General features: G+C 64.0%; 14 protein-coding genes. 5 read left to right on the top strand and 9 right to left on the bottom strand.

The genetic code is table 11. The features are described 5' to 3' along the window. Window positions 1–54: 54 nt before the first annotated feature. Window positions 55–912, top strand: a complete 858-nt coding sequence (locus AWB77_RS03650; protein WP_061132975.1) for an MBL fold metallo-hydrolase — start codon at window positions 55–57, stop codon at window positions 910–912. Here AWB77_RS03650 and AWB77_RS03645 read toward each other — a convergent pair. Next, window positions 909–1544, bottom strand: coding sequence for a FadR/GntR family transcriptional regulator (locus AWB77_RS03645; RefSeq protein WP_244158410.1), 636 nt, complete (start codon window positions 1542–1544; stop codon window positions 909–911). The genes AWB77_RS03650 and AWB77_RS03645 overlap by 4 nt on opposite strands. 183 nt (window positions 1545–1727) lie before the next feature. Here AWB77_RS03645 and dgoD point away from each other — a divergent pair, with 183 nt between their 5' ends. Next, window positions 1728–2876, top strand: coding sequence for a galactonate dehydratase (dgoD, locus tag AWB77_RS03640; protein ID WP_061132973.1), 1149 nt, complete (start codon window positions 1728–1730; stop codon window positions 2874–2876). 7 nt (window positions 2877–2883) lie between these two features. Here dgoD and pabB read toward each other — a convergent pair whose 3' ends face one another. From pabB to grpE, 4 genes are all read right to left on the bottom strand, one after another. Further along, entirely contained in the window at window positions 2884–4662 is a 1779-nt protein-coding gene (gene pabB, locus AWB77_RS03635) for an aminodeoxychorismate synthase component I (protein ID WP_061133159.1), read from the bottom strand. A 46-nt stretch (window positions 4663–4708) separates the two neighbouring features. Continuing rightward, the gene (gene dnaJ, locus AWB77_RS03630; protein ID WP_061132972.1) at window positions 4709–5845 is read right to left on the bottom strand and encodes a molecular chaperone DnaJ; all 1137 of its coding nucleotides are present in this window, start codon (window positions 5843–5845) and stop codon (window positions 4709–4711) included. Window positions 5846–6081: 236 nt separating this feature from the next. Then, window positions 6082–8037, bottom strand: coding sequence for a molecular chaperone DnaK (dnaK, locus tag AWB77_RS03625; protein WP_061132971.1), 1956 nt, complete (start codon window positions 8035–8037; stop codon window positions 6082–6084). Between the two features lie 177 nt (window positions 8038–8214). Then, window positions 8215–8817, bottom strand: a complete 603-nt coding sequence (gene grpE, locus AWB77_RS03620; protein ID WP_061132970.1) for a nucleotide exchange factor GrpE — start codon at window positions 8815–8817, stop codon at window positions 8215–8217. Window positions 8818–9177: 360 nt separating this feature from the next. Between grpE and AWB77_RS36275 the strand changes: the two genes are divergently transcribed. Next, on the top strand, window positions 9178–9339 hold the full coding sequence (locus tag AWB77_RS36275; protein WP_167354124.1) for a hypothetical protein: 162 nt from the start codon (window positions 9178–9180) through the stop codon (window positions 9337–9339). On the opposite strand, the gene AWB77_RS03615 is transcribed toward AWB77_RS36275, so the two are convergent. The 3 genes from AWB77_RS03615 to hrcA form a co-directional block, all read right to left on the bottom strand. Then, window positions 9311–9718, bottom strand: a complete 408-nt coding sequence (locus AWB77_RS03615) for an Hsp15 family ribosome-associated heat shock protein (RefSeq protein ID WP_061132969.1) — start codon at window positions 9716–9718, stop codon at window positions 9311–9313. The two genes, AWB77_RS36275 and AWB77_RS03615, sit on opposite strands and share 29 nt — an antisense overlap. Before the next feature lie 25 nt (window positions 9719–9743). Next, window positions 9744–10811, bottom strand: coding sequence for a ferrochelatase (gene hemH / locus AWB77_RS03610; RefSeq protein ID WP_061132968.1), 1068 nt, complete (start codon window positions 10809–10811; stop codon window positions 9744–9746). Between the two features lie 108 nt (window positions 10812–10919). Beyond that, window positions 10920–11936 (bottom strand): heat-inducible transcriptional repressor HrcA, encoded by a 1017-nt coding sequence (gene hrcA / locus AWB77_RS03605; RefSeq protein WP_061117771.1) that lies wholly within the window; start codon window positions 11934–11936, stop codon window positions 10920–10922. 153 nt (window positions 11937–12089) lie between these two features. On the opposite strand from hrcA, the gene AWB77_RS03600 reads away from it, so the two are divergent. Together AWB77_RS03600 and recN are read left to right on the top strand one after the other, a co-directional pair. Then, window positions 12090–12986: an NAD kinase gene (locus AWB77_RS03600; protein ID WP_061132967.1), complete on the top strand. Its 897-nt coding sequence runs from the start codon at window positions 12090–12092 to the stop codon at window positions 12984–12986. 29 nt (window positions 12987–13015) lie between these two features. Beyond that, window positions 13016–14668: a DNA repair protein RecN gene (gene recN, locus AWB77_RS03595; protein WP_061132966.1), complete on the top strand. Its 1653-nt coding sequence runs from the start codon at window positions 13016–13018 to the stop codon at window positions 14666–14668. 3 nt (window positions 14669–14671) lie between these two features. Here recN and glnE read toward each other — a convergent pair whose 3' ends face one another. Then, window positions 14672–17470: a bifunctional [glutamate--ammonia ligase]-adenylyl-L-tyrosine phosphorylase/[glutamate--ammonia-ligase] adenylyltransferase gene (glnE, locus tag AWB77_RS03590; protein WP_061132965.1), complete on the bottom strand. Its 2799-nt coding sequence runs from the start codon at window positions 17468–17470 to the stop codon at window positions 14672–14674. Between the last annotated feature and the right edge of the window lie 140 nt (window positions 17471–17610).

The raw sequence follows: 17610 nt of genomic DNA, 5'->3' as shown, positions 1-17610 counted from the left end.
CCCAACTCGAACGGGCGACGCGAGCACAATCGAACGTCAACCGGGGGAATCAACGTGCAACCGATCGTTCAGCCCTTCTTCGACATCAACACCGGCACGATGACGTATGTGATCTACGAGGCGCCGGGCTCGGCTGCCGCGATCGTCGATCCGGTGCTCGACTACGATCCGAATGCCGCGCGCACGTCGACGAAATCCGCCGATGCGGTCATCGCGTTCGTGCGTGAACAGCGGCTTCGCATCGAATGGATTCTGGAAACGCACGCGCACGCTGACCATCTTTCGGCGGCGCCGTATCTGAAGCGCACGCTCGGCGGGAAGATCGGCATCGGCGAATCCATACGCGCGGTGCAGGGCGTGTTCAAGAAAATCTTCGATCTAGAACCGGAGTTCCGGCTCGACGGCTCTCAGTTCGATCATCTCTTCGCGGACGGCGAGCGCTTCATGATCGGCGGACTCGAAGCGGGCGCGCTCTTCGTGCCGGGCCACACGCCTGCCGACATGGCGTACCGGATCGGCGATGCGGTATTCGTCGGCGACACGCTCTTCATGCCGGACCTCGGGACCGCGCGCTGCGATTTCCCGGGCGGCGACGCCCGCGCGATGTATCGATCGATTCAGCGCCTGCTCGCGCTCGATCCCGGCACGCGGCTTTTCGTGTGCCACGACTATCCGCCCGAGACGCGCGGCCCGCAATGGCAGAGCACCGTGCGCGAGCAGCGTGAGAAGAACATTCACGTAGGCGGCAAGAGCGAGGACGAATTCGTTGCGATGCGCGAAGCGCGCGACGCCACCCTCGGCATGCCGACGCTCATCCTGCCTGCGATTCAGGTGAACATCCGCGCGGGGCAGTTTCCGGATGCGGCGGGCAATGGCACGACGTACCTGAAGATTCCGCTGAACGCGCTTTAACCTTCGATCCGCCCGCGCGTGACGCCGAGCAAACCCGCCATCGCGCGGCGCGCACCGTTCGGATCGCGCGCGACGATCGCCTCGAAAACCGCCGTATGTTCCGCGAGCGACGCGTTGTACACGTCGGCGCGTTTCGCGTTCAGGCGCAACTGGCCTTCGAGCGTGCGTTCGATCAGCGCGCCGAGCGGAATCAGCAATTCGTTGCTGCACGCGGCGAGCACGCTCAGATGGAAATCGAGATCGGCGCGCACCCACTCGTCGACGTTTTGCGCGTTCGCCATCGCCTGATGCGCGCGCGTGAGACGCTCGCGCGTGCTGTCCTCATGGTTGTCGGCGGCGAGCGCGGCGGCGTACGGCTCGATCATTTCGCGCATTTCCTGGAGCTTGAGCGCGAATTGCAGCGGCGGCGCGACGCGCGAGTACCAGTCGAGCATGTCCGCGTCGAGCAGATTCCACGCAACCTGAGCGCGCACGCGCGTGCCGACTTTCGGACGCGACTCGATCAGCCCTTTCGACGTCAGCGTGCGCAACGCCTCGCGCAGCACCGTTCGGCTCACACCGAAGCGCTCCATCAGTTCCGCCTCGCGCGGTAACGGCGAACCGGGCGCGAAGTCGCCGCGCAGAATCGCCATGCCCAGTTCGTGTGTCACGCGGCCATGCAGATCGCGGTGAATGATCGGTCTCCTTCAGTTTGCGAGCAGGATTATCGGCGATTTGTCTGAAAATTCGCAACGCTGCGTGCGCTTGAATAATACTATTAATATGTCTAAAGAGCCGCTTTTTGCTACTATATAAAACCCTTCAGGAGACGCTCAATGAAAATCACGAAACTCGAAACGTTCGTCGTTCCGCCGCGCTGGTGCTTCCTCAAAATCGAAACCGACGAGGGCATCACCGGTTGGGGCGAGCCGGTCGTCGAGGGCCGCGCGCATACCGTCGCCGCCGCTGTCGACGAGCTCGCCGACTATCTCGTCGGCAAGGACCCGCGTCATATCGAAGACTTGTGGCAGGTCATGTACCGAGCCGGCTTCTACCGCGGCGGTCCTATCGGCATGAGCGCGATCGCGGGCGTCGACCAGGCGTTGTGGGACATTCTCGGCAAGCATCACGGCGTGCCGGTGCACGCGCTGCTCGGCGGCCAGGTCCGCGACAAGATCAAGGTGTATTCGTGGATCGGCGGCGACCGGCCGAGCGATGTCGCGAACAACGCGCGCGCCGTGGTCGAACGCGGGTTCAAGGCGGTGAAGATGAACGGCTCGGAAGAGCTGCAGATCATCGATACCTTCGACAAGGTGCAAGGCGTGATCGACAACGTGCGCGCGGTGCGCGAGGCGGTCGGGCCGAACGTGGGCATCGGCGTCGACTTTCACGGACGCGTGCACAAGCCGATGGCGAAAGTGCTCGCGAAGGAACTCGATCCGTTCAAGCTGATGTTCATCGAAGAGCCGGTGCTGTCGGAGAACGTCGAGGCGCTGCGCGATATCGTCAACCAGACGAGCACGCCGATCGCACTCGGAGAACGGCTCTACTCGCGCTGGGACTTCAAGCACATTCTCGCGGGCGGTTACGTCGATATCATTCAGCCGGACGCATCGCATGCGGGCGGCCTCACCGAATGCCGCAAGATCGCGACGATGGCCGAAGCCTACGATGTCGCGCTCGCGCTGCATTGCCCGCTCGGTCCGATCGCGCTCGCCACCTGCCTGCAGATCGATGCCGTGAGCTACAACGCGTTCATCCAGGAACAGAGCCTGGGCATTCACTACAACAAGGGCAACGACCTGCTCGATTACATCAAGAACCCGGAAGTCTTCAAGTACGACGACGGCATGGTGTCGATCCCTCAAGGACCGGGCCTGGGTATCGAAGTGAACGAGGAGAAGGTGCGCGAGATGGCGAAGATCGGCCATCGGTGGCGCAATCCGGTGTGGCGTCACGCGGATGGCAGCGTGGCCGAGTGGTGATTGCGGCTTAACGCTTGAGGCGCGCCTTGACCGCGCCGCGCAGCGCGTTGCTGATGAGCAAGTCCTGCGCGTGATCGAGGTCATTCGGCGTGAGCGTGCGTTCACGCGCGCCGAGTTCGTCGATCAACACCGCGCGCATCACGCCGGGCAGCACGCCGGCGTCGATGGGCGGCGTGAACCATTCGCCATCGAGCTTCACGAAGACGCTGGAACGGCCGCCCTCAGTCAACTCTCCGCGTTCGTTCACGAACAACATATCGAATGCGCCTTCGGCTTCGGCGGTTTTCCACGCGCGGTCGTAGTCGGCGCGGCGCGTCGTCTTGTGCCTGAGAAGCGGATCGGCGGAAATCTGCGGCGCGAATCCTCGGTCCGGTGCCAGCATGACGTCCACCGTATCCGATGCCAACGGCGCAAGCGGCGCGCTCGTGATCGCGATGCGCCCACCCTTGTCCAGCGCGACACGCATCCGATACGGCTTCTCGCGTTCGAAGCCCGCGACATGTTCCGCGACTCGTTCGCTCAAGGATGCTTCGTCGAACAGGAAACCGAGATACGCGGCACTGCCCTTCAGCCGCGCGACGTGACGCGCGTAATGCCGAATGCCGTTATCGCGCGTTGCGTACGTCGTCTCGAAGAGTTCCAGGCCCGGGTCCGCGCCCGTCAGAAAACGCGCTTTCAACAGACATTCCTCGTATTCGTCGGCGGCGACGCTATCGAGCACGATACCCGCGCCGATGCCGAGCACGCCGCGCCGCGCGGCCGCATCGATGACGAGCGTGCGAATCGCCACCGACATGCAGAAGTCGCCGCTCGCATCGAGCCAGCCGATCGCGCCGGTATAGAGGCCGCGCGGCGTGGTCTCGATTTCGTCGATGAGCTGCATCGTCCGGTACTTCGGCGCGCCGGTGATCGAGCCGCACGGAAAGAGCGCGCGCACGATGTCCGCGAACGGCGTGCCGGGAACGACGCGCGCCTCGATGGTCGACGTCATCTGCCAAACCGACGCATACGGCTCGACCGAAAACAGCGCGGGCACGTTCACCGAACCCGTGACCGCCACGCGCGACATGTCGTTGCGCAACAAGTCGACGATCATCACGTTCTCGGCGCGGTTCTTCGGGTCGAGGCGCAACGACTCGGGATCGGCGTCGCGGGGCGCGGTGCCTTTCATCGGCCGCGCGCGCAACAGATCGCCACGCTTCTCGACGAACAATTCCGGAGAGCACGACACGACCGACCTGCCATCCGGCATCGCAATGAACGCGCCGTAATGCACGGCCTGCCGTTCCCGCAATCGACGGTACAGCGCGAGCGGCGCGCCGAATACATCGAAGTTCAGCCGATACGTGTAGTTGATCTGATACGACTCGCCCGCCTTCAACGCTTCCTGAATCGTCGCGATGGCCCGGTCGAATTCGTCGCGCGTGACGCTCGGTTCGATGCCCGCGACGCCCGCCGTTTCGTCATCGGCGAGCCAGGCGCTTGCTTCGTCGCGCGACAGCCGCGTGCACGAGCGGAACATCAGCACGCGAAAAGCGTGATCGTCGCCGCGTCCGATGTGGCCGAACTGGAGGTTGCGCCCGAACTCGTAATCTGCGACGACGAGCGCGTGCAGACCGCTATGCAGATCGCGCTCGATGCCGGCGCAGACGGCATCGAGCTCGCGCGCGTCCACGCACACGCGTTCGTGCGCGAAGTCCGCGTACAAACGACTCGACCGCCTTTCGGCGGTCGCATCGCAATCGTCGAGCAGCGCGAATACCGCGCCGCGCTCTTCGGTTTTCATCGTCATGCCCGCACGACGTACCACGCGCTCGACTGCATCAGTCGCATCAGTCGAAAAAGCTCTTCACCCGGTCGAACCAGCTTTTGCTTTGCGGACTATGCCGCGCGCCGCCCTGCTCGAGCGACTTTTCGAACTGCTTGAGCAGATCGCGCTGCTGGTCGGTGAGCTTGACCGGCGTTTCGACCTGCACGTGCACGTACAAATCTCCGGCGATGCTGGAACGCAAGCCCTTGATGCCCTTGCCGCGCAACCGGAACGTCTTGCCCGACTGCGTGCCTTCGGGCACCGTGAAGCTCGCGCGGCCCGCGAGCGTGGGCACTTCGATCTCGCCGCCCAATGCCGCCGTGGTGAACGGAATCGGCATCTGGCAATGCAGGTCGTCGCCGTCGCGCTCGAACACCGAATGCTGCTTGATGTGGATTTCCACGTACAAGTCGCCCGCCGGCCCGCCGTTGATGCCCGGCTCGCCGTTGCCCGCCGAGCGGATACGCATGCCGTCGTCGATGCCGGCCGGGATCTTCACTTCCAGCGTCTTCGTTTCCTTCACCTTGCCCGCGCCGTGGCAGTTCGCGCACGGATCGGGGATGTAGCTGCCGCTCCCGTGACACTTCGGGCACGTCTGCTGGATGCTGAAAAATCCCTGCGACATACGCACCTGACCCTGACCGTGACAGGTCGGGCAGGTTTCGGGCTTCGTGCCGGGCTTCGCGCCCGAGCCGTGACACACGTTGCAGTTCACCCAGCTCGGTACGCGGATTTGCGTGTCGTAGCCGTGCGCCGCCTGCTCCAGCGTGATCTCCATGCTGTAGCGCAGATCAGCGCCGCGGTACACCTGCGGTCCGCTGCGGCCGCGCGCGCCGCCGGCGCCCGCCGCCTGTCCGAAGATGTCGCCGAAGATGTCGCCGAAGGCATCGGCGAAACCGCCGAAACCTTGCGCGCCCGCGCCCGCCATGTTCGGATCGACGCCCGCGTGGCCGTACTGGTCGTACGCGGCGCGCTTCTGCTGGTCGGAGAGCATTTCGTAGGCTTCCTTCGCCTCCTTGAAACTCTCTTCGGCCTTCTTGTTGTCCGGATTGCGGTCAGGGTGATACTTCATCGCGAGCTTGCGATACGCCTTCTTGATCTCGTCGTCGCTCGCGTTTTTCGCGACGCCCAGAACGTCGTAGTAATCCCGTTTCGCCATGTCGGTTCGATGCCGCCGCGCTTGAGCGCGACGGTTCCTGTCAGATGCTGCGGGTATCGATTGTCACCCGCGCGTAAAACTTTTTGCGCCTCGCCTGATGCAACGCGCCTCTAAAAACAACGTGCCCGGAGAGCCGAAAAGGCTCGCCAGGCGCGTTCCACGTCAGACGCCAACGCGTCCCGGTGACACCACCGAAAAGGCGCGTGAATGTCGCCACTCACGCGCCCGGTCCGGCATCAGTCCTTCTTCACTTCCTTGAAGTCGGCGTCGACGACATCGTCGTGCTGCTGGCTCGCGCCCGCATCCGCCGAAGCGCCCGCGCCCGCCGCACCGGCAGCCGCGTTAGCCGCGCCTTGCTGCGCCTGCATGTCGGCGTACATCTTCTCGCCGAGCTTTTGCGAGGCTTGCGCCAGCGCTTCGACCTTCGCTTCGATCGTCGCCTTGTCGCTCGCGCTGCTCTTCAGCGCGTCTTCGAGGTCCTTCAGCGCCGCTTCGATCTTTTCCTTTTCCGAAGCGTCGACCTTGTCGCCGTACTCGCCCAGCGCCTTCTTCGTGCTGTGCACCAGCGCGTCGCCCTGGTTGCGTGCGTCGGCCAACTCGCGCAGCTTGTGATCTTCCTCGGCGTTGGCTTCGGCGTCCTTCACCATCTTGTCGATCTCCGCGTCCGTCAGACCCGAATTCGCCTTGATGGTGATCTTGTTTTCCTTGCCAGTCGCCTTGTCCTTCGCGCCGACGTGCAGAATGCCGTTCGCGTCGATGTCGAAGGTCACTTCGATCTGCGGCGTGCCGCGCGGTGCGGGCGGAATGCCTTCGAGGTTGAACTCGCCGAGCAACTTGTTGCCCACGGCCATTTCACGCTCGCCCTGGAACACCTTGATCGTCACGGCGCCCTGGTTGTCATCGGCCGTCGAATACACTTGCGAGTGCTTCGTCGGGATCGTCGTGTTCTTGTTGATCATCTTCGTCATCACGCCGCCGAGCGTCTCGATGCCGAGCGACAGAGGCGTCACGTCGAGCAGCAGAACGTCCTTGCGGTCGCCCGACAAGACCTGGCCTTGAATCGCGGCGCCCACGGCCACGGCTTCGTCCGGGTTCACGTCACGGCGCGGATCCTTGCCGAAGAACTCCTTCACCTTCTCCTGCACCTTCGGCATACGCGTCATGCCGCCGACGAGAATCACGTCGTCGATTTCGCCGACCTTCACGCCCGCGTCCTTGATCGCGATGCGGCACGGTTCGATCGTGCGCTCGATCAGCTCTTCGACGAGCGCTTCGAGCTTGGCACGCGTGAACTTGAGGTTCAAGTGCTTCGGACCCGAGGCGTCAGCCGTGATGTACGGCAGGTTGATGTCGGTCTGAGCCGTCGACGACAGTTCGATCTTCGCCTTTTCAGCGGCTTCCTTCAGGCGTTGCAGCGCGAGCACGTCCTTCGAGAGGTCGACGCCCTGCTCCTTCTTGAATTCGCCGATGATGTAATCGATGATGCGCTGGTCGAAGTCTTCACCGCCCAGGAACGTGTCGCCGTTGGTCGACAGCACTTCGAACTGCATTTCGCCGTCGACGTCCGCGATTTCGATGATCGAGATGTCGAACGTGCCGCCGCCCAGGTCGAACACGGCGATCTTGCGGTCGCCCTTTTCGGCCTTGTCGAGACCGAACGCGAGCGCGGCCGCCGTCGGCTCGTTGATGATGCGCTTCACTTCCAGACCGGCGATGCGGCCGGCGTCTTTCGTTGCCTGACGCTGGCTGTCGTTGAAGTACGCGGGAACCGTGATGACGGCTTCCGTCACCGGCTCGCCGAGGTAATCTTCAGCGGTCTTCTTCATCTTGCGCAGCACTTCGGCCGAGACTTGCGACGGCGCGAGATTCTTGCCGTGCGCTTCCACCCATGCGTCGCCGTTGTCGTGCTTGACGATCTTGTAGGGCATCAGGTTGATGTCCTTCTGCACTTCCTTTTCGTCGAAGCGGCGGCCGATCAGGCGCTTGACCGCGTACAGCGTGTTCTTCGGATTGGTGACCGACTGGCGCTTGGCAGGCGCGCCGACGAGGATCTCGTTGTCATCCATGTACGCGATGATCGACGGCGTGGTGCGCGCGCCTTCCGAGTTCTCGATGACCTTGACCTGATTGCCTTCCATCAGCGCCACGCACGAGTTCGTGGTGCCGAGGTCGATACCGATGATTTTGCCCATTTTTTATACTCTCCTAGCTTTGATCGCAGTGGCGTCGCGGTGGCCAATTTGCCGGGCCGAACGCCCAAAATTCATACCTGTACGCAAGATGAGAGCGCCAGTTTCAATTTCAAGACCCTGCAAGCGATGCGGTCTATAACTTTTCTTGCGCCCCGCGTACGCGAGCGGTGAAACGCGTCACTTCGGCGCGGCGACGGTCACGAGCGCCGGGCGCAGCACGCGGTCGGCGATCACGTAACCTTTTTGCAGCACGCTGACGACGGTGTTCGGATCCTGCTCGGCCGGGACCATCGAGATGGCCTGATGGCGATGCGGATCGAATTTTTCTCCGACCGGATTCACCGCGATCACGCGGCCCTTTTCGAGCGCGCCGGTCAGTTGGCGCAGCGTCAGTTCGACGCCCTCGCGCACTTTGGTCAGATCCGAGGACTGATCGGCGAGCGCGGCTTCGAGGCTATCGAGCACGGGCAGCAGGTTCTCGGCAAAATTCTCGATGGCGAACTTGTGCGCCTTCGCGACGTCTTCCTGACTGCGGCGGCGCACGTTTTCCGTTTCGGCCTTGGCGCGCAGGAATTCTTCTTTCAGAGTGGCGATGGTGGCCTGCGCTTCGGCAAGCGCGGCTTCTGCCTCGTTCGGCGCGGCCTGTTGTGCGGCGGGCGCATCGGCGGGAGCGCCTTGAGGCGCCTGAGCGGCCGCGTTGACCGTGTCTGCGGACTGGCGCGCGTTATCTTCGGCGGGCGTCGGGTTCTGGCTCGCTGGATTCTCTTGCGTGTTTTCCATGTCGCTGAATGTATTGCTGTAAGTTGAATCGGCTGCGAAAGCGGCCAGACACTTCAGTCCGGCTGCGTTTTTCGCACTAGCGGCGGAAATTGGGGCGTCAGAGGCGTTTTCAAGCCTCCGAGCCGATTTTTTCGGCCAGATTTCGGCAACCGATGGCGCGAATATGGCCGACAGTACACAACAGGCCGCGCCGCGCGATTTTAAGATTGAGGGAAACCCCTGAGTCGCCTACACTTCGAAAAAGCACTTCAGGAAGCACGTTTACCCTAATCCTACGAAATGCTTCGAACCGCTTTCAGCCCTTGCCCGTTTCCTGAACCGGCCGTCTACTGACCGGACAACCCGTTTTCCGGGGGTACCATGAAACTGACCTTTGCTATCGCGGTGGTCGCCCTGGTACTCGTCGCGGGAACGACCACCATCTGCATGTCCGGCGTCGTGACCGACCGTACCACGGAGTACGGCGGCGTCCACGCGACCATCGAAAGCTACTTCAATCCGAACGAGAAAATTTGTCGATAGTGCGCCGGTCGCGCTTCGTCGGCCTGCCCTGCAGTTCCGCTGCGGGCTCGCGGAAATTCTTGCGTCGTTCGGATTCGGCCATGCGTTTCGCACGGCCTTCGCCGGTTTCGGCATAGAGCGTCTGCGCGACCGTCGCCGGGCCGCGCACGTCGCATATCCCTAGCACTTCGACCTGCCAGACGAGCCGCTCGATGTCGATCTCCACGATATCGCCGACGCGCACGTCTTTCGACGGCTTCACGTTCGCCCCGCCGATCTTCACGCGGCCCTTTTCCACCGCATCGCTCGCGAGCGAACGCGTCTTGAAGAAGCGCGCCGCCCAAAGCCACTTATCGATGCGCGAACGCGCGTCGGGGTCCGTCGAAATGTTGTAGTTCATCGATGAATGCCTGAAAAAGCCGTGCTCAGGCCACCGCGGAGAGCGGCTGCACGGTCTGCACCGGCCAGCCCTGCAGATGCTGCGCGGCGATTTCGCCGAGCGCCTTGATCCACACGGGCGACGAATTCAGACACGCGATCCGGTGAAACTGCTTGCCGCCCGCCTTCAGGAATTCGTCGCGGACCTCGATGCCGATCTCCTCGATCGTCTCCAGGCAATCCGCCGTAAAGCCGGGACAGAACACATCCACGCGCGATACGCCGCCCGCGCCCAGTTCCGCGACGGTCGGCGCGGTGTACGGCTGAAGCCATTCCGCGCGGCCAAAGCGCGACTGGAAGGTCACGCGGCACTCGACCGGCGTGAGCCCTAGCGCCGACATGAGCAGTGAACCGGTTAACTGGCACTGGTCGTGATACGGGTCGCCCAGGTCCATCGTGCGCTTCGGCACGCCGTGGAAACTCAGCACGAGCTTGTCGCCCGCCGCGAAATCCGGCTGGCCGTGATGCCGCCAATAGTCGCGCACCTGCTCCGCAAGCGCGCCGATATACGCGGGATGATCGGCGTAATGGCGGATCGTGCGGATTTCCGGCTGGTTGCGCACGCGTTTGAGCGCGGTGAAGGCGTCGTCGAAAGCGGTCGCCGTCGTGGACGACGAATACTGCGGATACATCGGCAGCAAAAGAATGCGGTCGGCGCCCTCGAGCTTCAGTTGATTGAGCATCGCGCCGATGCCCGGCGTGCCGTAGCGCATCGCGTAGTCGACGATCACGTGATAGTCGTTCGCCGCAAACAGCCGCCGCAAGCCTTCCACCTGCTTTTCCGTGTGCACGCGCAGCGGCGAGCCTTCCGGCATCCACACCTGCGCGTACTTCTTCGCCGACGCGCGCCCGCGCAGCGGCAGAATCAGCCCGCGCAGAATGAACTGCCACAGAAACGAAGGTATTTCGACGACGCGCGGATCGGACAGAAACTGCGCCAGATACTTGCGCACCGCCCGAGGCGTGGGTGCGTCCGGCGTGCCGAGATTGATCAGCAGCACCGCGACGCGATGCGAAGCGCTGGGCTGCGAGGGCAACTCGAGGTCGAAACGCATAAGGGAAGCGGCTGTGAAAGTTGAAACCCATTATAGCGGCGGGCGCAAACGCGCATCATCGGCCGAATGGCCTAGTGGCGCCGCCTTGCGTGCCGCGTCAGGATGGCGTCATTGATGACTGAGCGACATCGACAGCAGCCGCGCGGTGATATCGACGATCGGAATGACACGGTTGTACGCCATGCGCGTCGGGCCGATCACGCCGAGCGTGCCGACGATCTTCCCGTTCACTTCGTACGGCGCCGTCACGACGCTCATTTCCTCGATCGGCACGAGATTGCTCTCGCCGCCAATGAAGATCTGCACGCCTTGCGCGTGACTCGACACATCCAGCAATTGCAGGAGGCTCGTCTTTTGGTCGAACAAATCGAAAAGCTTGCGCAGCCGCGCCATGTCGGACGAGAGGTCCGCCACTTCGAGCAGGTTGCGTTCGCCGGAAATCAGCACGGTGTCAGTGGGGTCCGTCTCGGCGGTGCTCGCGACCACGGCCGCCTGCATGAGCGCGGTCATGTCGCCGCGCAACTGGTCGATTTCCTCGCGCAGCCGGCGGCGTACTTCGTCGAAGGACAGGCCCGCGAAATGCGCGTTGATGTAATTGGAGGCTTCTACGAGTTGCGAAGGCGAATAGTCGCGCTGCGTGGCCATCATGCGGTTCTGCACGTCGCCTTCGGGCGTCACGATGATGAGCAGAATGCGCTTGTCCGACAGCCGCATGAACTCGATCTGCTTGAACATGTGGCTTCGCCGCGGAGTGAGCACGACGCCCGCGAACGAAGACAGATTGGACAGCACGCTCGCCGCCGCCGCGACGATCTTCTGCGGCTCCTCGCCCTGCAGTCGGGTCTTGACCGCGGTGGTCATGGCCTCGTCTTGCGGCGCTTCTACAGTCAGCATCGTGTCGACGAAGAGCCGGTAGCCGCGCGGCGTGGGAATGCGTCCCGCCGACGTATGCGGACTCGCGACGAGCCCCAGCTCCTCGAGATCCGACATCACGTTGCGGATCGTCGCGGGGCTCAGTTCGAGGCCGGAATGACGCGACAACGTGCGCGAACCGACCGGCTGACCTTCGGCGATGTAGCGCTCGATCAGCGTTTTGAGGAGGGTTTGTGCACGTGGGTCTAGCATGGGGAAATTTTAGCTCAACGTGTCGGATGGCGGCGAGCCGCGCCGTGCGGTCTCTCGTTCAACGTTCGCTCCATTCTAGCGAGAAACGGCGGGCACGCCCGGCGGCCTTCGTCCACGGTTCTTTTCGCTCTCTGACTATGGTGTAATGCCGGCATGGAAATTGGCCAATTCAAGACCGTTGCCCTCGTCGGGCGCACCAACACGCCGGGCATCGAGGCGCCGCTGAGATCGCTCGCCGGTCTGCTCGCAGAACAGGGCTTCGAGGTCGTGTTCGAGGCGGGCACCGCGAAAGACGTCGGCGTGACGGAATTTCCCGCGCTTTCCATCGCGGAGATGGGCGCGCGCGCGGACGTCGCGATCGTGCTCGGCGGCGACGGCACCATGCTCGGCATCGGCCGGCAACTCGCGCCGTACAAGACGCCGCTCATCGGCGTGAATCACGGCCGGCTCGGCTTCATCACCGACATCCCGCTCAAGGCGATGCAGGAAATCGTCCCGCAAATGCTCGCCGGCCAGTTCGAGCGCGAGGAGCGCAGCCTGCTCGAAGCGCGCATCGTGCGTAACGACAAGCCGATCTACCACGCGCTCGCGTTCAACGACGTCGTGGTGAATCGCAGCGGCTTCTCCGGCATGGCGGAACTGCGCGTGTCGGTGGACGGCCACTTCATGTACAACCAACGTTCGGACGGACTGATCGTCGCAACGCCGACCGGCTCGACCGCGTATGCGCTGTCGTCGGCGGGGCCGATCCTTCATCCGCAGCTTCAGGGCTTCGTGCTCGTGCCGATCGCGCCGCATTCGCTGTCGAACCGGCCTATCGTGCTGCCCGACGATTCGAAGGTGACCATTCAGATCATCGGCGGGCGCGACGTCAACGTGAACTTCGACATGCAGTCGTTCACCGCTGTCGAACTGAACGACGCAATCGAAGTGCGGCGTTCGAAGCACACGGTGCCGGTGCTGCATCCGGTCGGCTACAGCACGTATGCCACGCTGCGCAAGAAGCTGCACTGGAACGAACATCCGTCGCAGGATTCGTCCGCTCTCTGATCCGCCAGAACTTCCTTCCCGAAGCGTCCATGCTCCGTCATCTTTCGATTCGAGATTTCGTCATCGTCGCCACGCTGGATATCGATTTCGATCCAGGCTTCACGGTCTTTTCGGGTGAAACCGGAGCGGGCAAGTCGATCCTGATCGACGCCCTTGCGCTCACGCTCGGCGCGCGCGGCGACGCGAACGTCGTGCGTGCGGCGCAGGCACGCGCGGACATCACCGCCGAATTCTCGACGCATCCGCTCGTCGTGCAATGGCTCGAGGAACACGCGCTCACGCAGGACACCGACTCGGTCATGCTGCGCCGGGTCATCGATTCGAACGGCCGCTCGCGCGCGTTCATCAACGGCACGCCCGCGACGCTCGCGCAATTGCGCGAAGTGGGCGAAATGCTCGTCGACATTCACGGCCAGCACGCGCATCAGTTGCTGATGCGCCCGGACGCACAACGCGAACTCTTCGACACGCACGCTCAACTGCTCGATACCGCCGCCACGGTGAATCGCCTGTGGCGTGCGATGCGCGACGCGCAGCAGGCCGTCGAGACCGCGCAAAGCCGCGACCGCGAACTGCAACTGGAACGCGAGCGTCTCGCATGGCAACTGAGCGAATTCGACAAGCTCGCGCCGCAGCCCGGCGAATGGGAAGAAGTGAGCGCGGAGCACCATCGGCTGTCGCATTCCGCGAGTCTCATCGACGGCGTGCAGGGTGCGCTCGGCGCGCTCTCCGAATCCGACGAAGCGATGATCTCGCAGCTCGGCGCCATCATCTCGAAGGTGCGCAGCCTCGCCGATATCGATCCCGCATTGAACGACGTGCTCGCGTCGCTCGAGCCGGCCGAGATTCAGTTGCAGGAAGCGTCGTACTCGCTGTCGCATTACGCGCAGCGGCTGGAGCTCGATCCGGACCGGCTCGCGCAGGTCGAACGGCGCATGGATCAATTGCATTCGACCGCGCGCAAGTTCCGCCTTCAGCCCGAAACGCTGCCCGAGGAACACGAAGCGCGCCGCCGTCAGCTCGCCGATCTCGACGCCGCCGCCGATCTCGACGCGCTCAACGCTGCCGCCGAAAAGGCAAAGAGCGACTATCTCGCGCAGGCCAAAGCGTTGTCGAAGGCGCGCGCGAAGGCCGCGAAAAATCTGTCGAAAGCGGTCACCGAAGGCATGCAGGAATTGTCGATGGCGGGCGGCAGCTTCGAAGTCGCGCTCGTGCCGCTCGCGGAAGGCGGCGCGAACGGGCTGGAGCAGATCGAATTCCGCGTCGCGGGTCACGCGGGCGTCGCGCTGCGGCCGCTCGCGAAAGTCGCGTCGGGCGGCGAACTGGCGCGCATCAGCCTCGCGCTCGCCGTGATCGCGAGCACAGCGAGCCCGACGCCCACGCTGATCTTCGACGAAGTGGACACCGGCATCGGCGGCGGCGTCGCGGAAGTGGTCGGGCGGCTGTTGCATCAGCTCGGGCGCGACCGTCAGGTGTTGTGCGTCACGCACTTGCCGCAAGTTGCCGCGCGCGGCGATCAACACTTCCAGGTGGCGAAATCGTCCGACGATGCTGGCGGCACTGTCAGCACCGTCACGCAGCTCGATCGTTCGAAGCGTGTGGAAGAGGTCGCGCGCATGCTCGGCGGCATCGAAATTACCGCGACCACGCGCAAGCACGCGAAGGAAATGCTGGCGGCCTGATCCTCAAGCGCCGGACGCCACTGCGAACACCCGCTCCCACAACGCTGTCACCGCGTCGCGTTCGGCTTGCACCGTGGCCGGATCGACGCGCGCCTTTTCCATGCCGTCGAGCCGCAGCGTGTGCTGCAGCTTGCGGTAATGCCGGTACGCCGCGCCGATCGCATCGGCCTCTTCTTCGGCGATCAACCCGCTTCTCGCCGCGATCTTCAGCAGCGTGATATTGCCCGCGTTGCGCAAGAACTCGCGATGCTCGCGCGCGTGCAGCAGCACCCAGTACTGCACGATGAACTCGATATCGACCATGCCGCCGCGATCGTGCTTCAGGTCGAAGAGATCGCTGCGATTCGGATGCCCGTCGGCGACGCGCTGACGCATCGACGCGATTTCGCGCGCGAGCGCGGCGGCGTCGCGTTCCATGACGAGCACGTCGGCGCGAATCTGCTCGAACTGCGCGCCGATGTGGGCATCGCCCGCGCTGTAACGCGCACGCGAAAGCGCCTGATGCTCCCAGACCCACGCCGTGTTCGCGGCATCGCCTTCGCGGATCTGATAACGGCGAAACGACGCGAGGTCCGTCACGAGCAGGCCCGACTCGCCGTTCGGACGCAAGCGCAGGTCGACATCGAACAAGGTGCCCGCGCCTGTCGCCGACGTGAGCCAGGTGATGAGGCGGCGCGTGAACATCGCGTAGATGTCGGAGGCGGCGTCGTCGGGATCGTCATACAGAAAGATGAGATCGAGGTCCGACGCGTAACCCAGCTCCTTGCCGCCGAGCTTCCCGTACGCGATGACTGCGAAGCGCGGCGTCTCGCAATGCCGCTTCGGAAACTGCTTCCACACGGTCTGGATGGTCACGTCGAGCACGGCGTCGGCGAGTTCGGACAGACGGTCGCTCACGTGCTCGACGCTCAGATGGCCGGCGAGATCGATCAGCAAAATGCGGAACACTTCGGCCTGATGCGCGTGACGCAGCAGGTCCATCTGATGTTCGGCGTCTTCGGCCGCGTCGAGCCGCGCGATCAGCGAGTGCTTGAACGCGGCCCAGTCGAACGGACTGGCGATGGCTTCGTCATCGAGCAATTCATCCAGCAATTGCGGATGGCGGATCAGGTAGCCCGCCGCCCAGCGCGATCCCGACAGCACCGACAGCACGCGGTCCAACGCCGCCGGATATTCGGTCAGCAGCGCGAGATAGGCGCCGCGCTTGCCAATGGCTTCGAGCAGATCGAAAAGACGCACGATGGTATCGGCGCGGCGCGGCGCATCGACGGACTGGACCGCGTCGAGCGCCCGCTGCGCGACGATGTCGAAACGCTCGCGGCTCTGCGACGGCAAGCCCGCATAGCGCGCCGAATTCCATACGCCCGTCAGCCGCGAAAGCACCGGCGCGGGGTCCGCGAAGCCGAGTTCCGCGAGACGCGCGAAGAGTTCTTCCCGTGCGGAATCGTCGGCGAGCGCGCTGCTCCAGATCCACGACGCTGCCGAATCGTCCGCGACGCCGCAGCCGCCCTGCCCGTTCACCTTGTCGGCGAAAATCGCGTCGAACTGCTGCTCGACGAACTCGCGATGCGCGTCGAGCTTGTCCATCAGCGCGGCGTAGTCAGCGAAACCGAGCGACTTCGCGAGCAGCGCGCGCTCGTCGTCGGCGACGGGCATCGCGTGCGTCTGGGCATCGTTGCGATATTGCAGCCGATGCTCGACCGTGCGCAGGAACAGATACGCCGCGGAAAGCGCCTCGCACACATTGGGCGCGAGCAGGCCGTGTGCGGCGGCGCGTTCGAGCACGGCGAGCGTCGGACGAATGCGGAAATCCGCCGCCTGACCGCCTCGGATCAACTGGAACACTTGCGCGCTGAACTCGATCTCGCGGATGCCGCCGCGTCCGAGTTTGATGTCGTCGGCCTTGTCGGGACGCATCGACGCGCGCCGCCGTGCTTCCTGCCGGATCTGCTGATGCAGCGAGCGGATCGCGGCGATCACGCCGTAATCGAGATAGCGCCGGTAGATGAACGGCGTCGCGATGGCTTCGAGCTGCTTCGCGAGGCGCTTCGCCGAATCGCTGTGCGTCTCCGAAACGAGCCGCCCCTTGATCCACGCGTAGCGCTCCCACTCGCGGCCCTGCACGTAGAAATACTCTTCGAGCATGCCGAGACTGCACACGAGCGGGCCGGAATCGCCGTTGGGGCGCAGCCGCATGTCGACGCGAAACACGTAGCCGTCCTGCGTGATTTCCGCGAGCGCGCCGATCAGCCGCTTGCCGAGCCGTGTGAAGAATTCCTGCGTCGTGAGCGCCGAGCGCGTGCCGCCCGACGTCTCGCCGTCTTCTTCATACACGAAGATCAGATCGATATCCGACGATGCGTTCAGCTCACGCCCGCCGAGCTTGCCCATGCCGACGACGCCGAGCGTCAGCCGCTCGCCTTCCGGCCCGCGCGGCTCGCCGAAGAGCGCCTCGAGATCCGCCGACAGGACCGCGAGCGCGCGCTGCACGGTGACTTCTGCGAGATCGGTCATCGCGCCGGTGACTTCAGCGACATCGGCCGCGCCCGCGAGATCGCGCTCCATCACCGTGCAGAACACCTCGGTGCGCAGACGCCGCAGCGCGGTCTTGAGCGCGGCTTCGTCGAGCACGCCGCTTTCGGCGCACGGCGCGCAAAGCGCATCGAGCCGTGCTTCGATCCACTCGCGCGTGATGCGCGAGCGCGCCCACTGCGCGACGCCTGAGGCCAGTTCGGGACGCGCCGCGTACGCGCGCGCCGCATAGTTGGAATAATCGGAACTGAGAAGAGTGGCGTCGGTCATGAATGGTTGGGTTCGCTCATTGCTTCCGGAAAGACATTGCGCCGAAAGCCGCGCCGCGAGTCTTGCCGGGCGCGGCTTTCGCGAGCTTCCACGAGTGCGCAGGCAGCGGCCGCCGCCGCAATGCCCGTGTTACATTTCAG

The sequence above is a fragment of the Caballeronia fortuita genome, assembly GCF_001544835.2.
In the GTDB taxonomy this organism is placed as follows: domain Bacteria; phylum Pseudomonadota; class Gammaproteobacteria; order Burkholderiales; family Burkholderiaceae; genus Caballeronia; species Caballeronia fortuita.
This window is presented reverse-complemented; position numbering and strand designations above follow the sequence as displayed.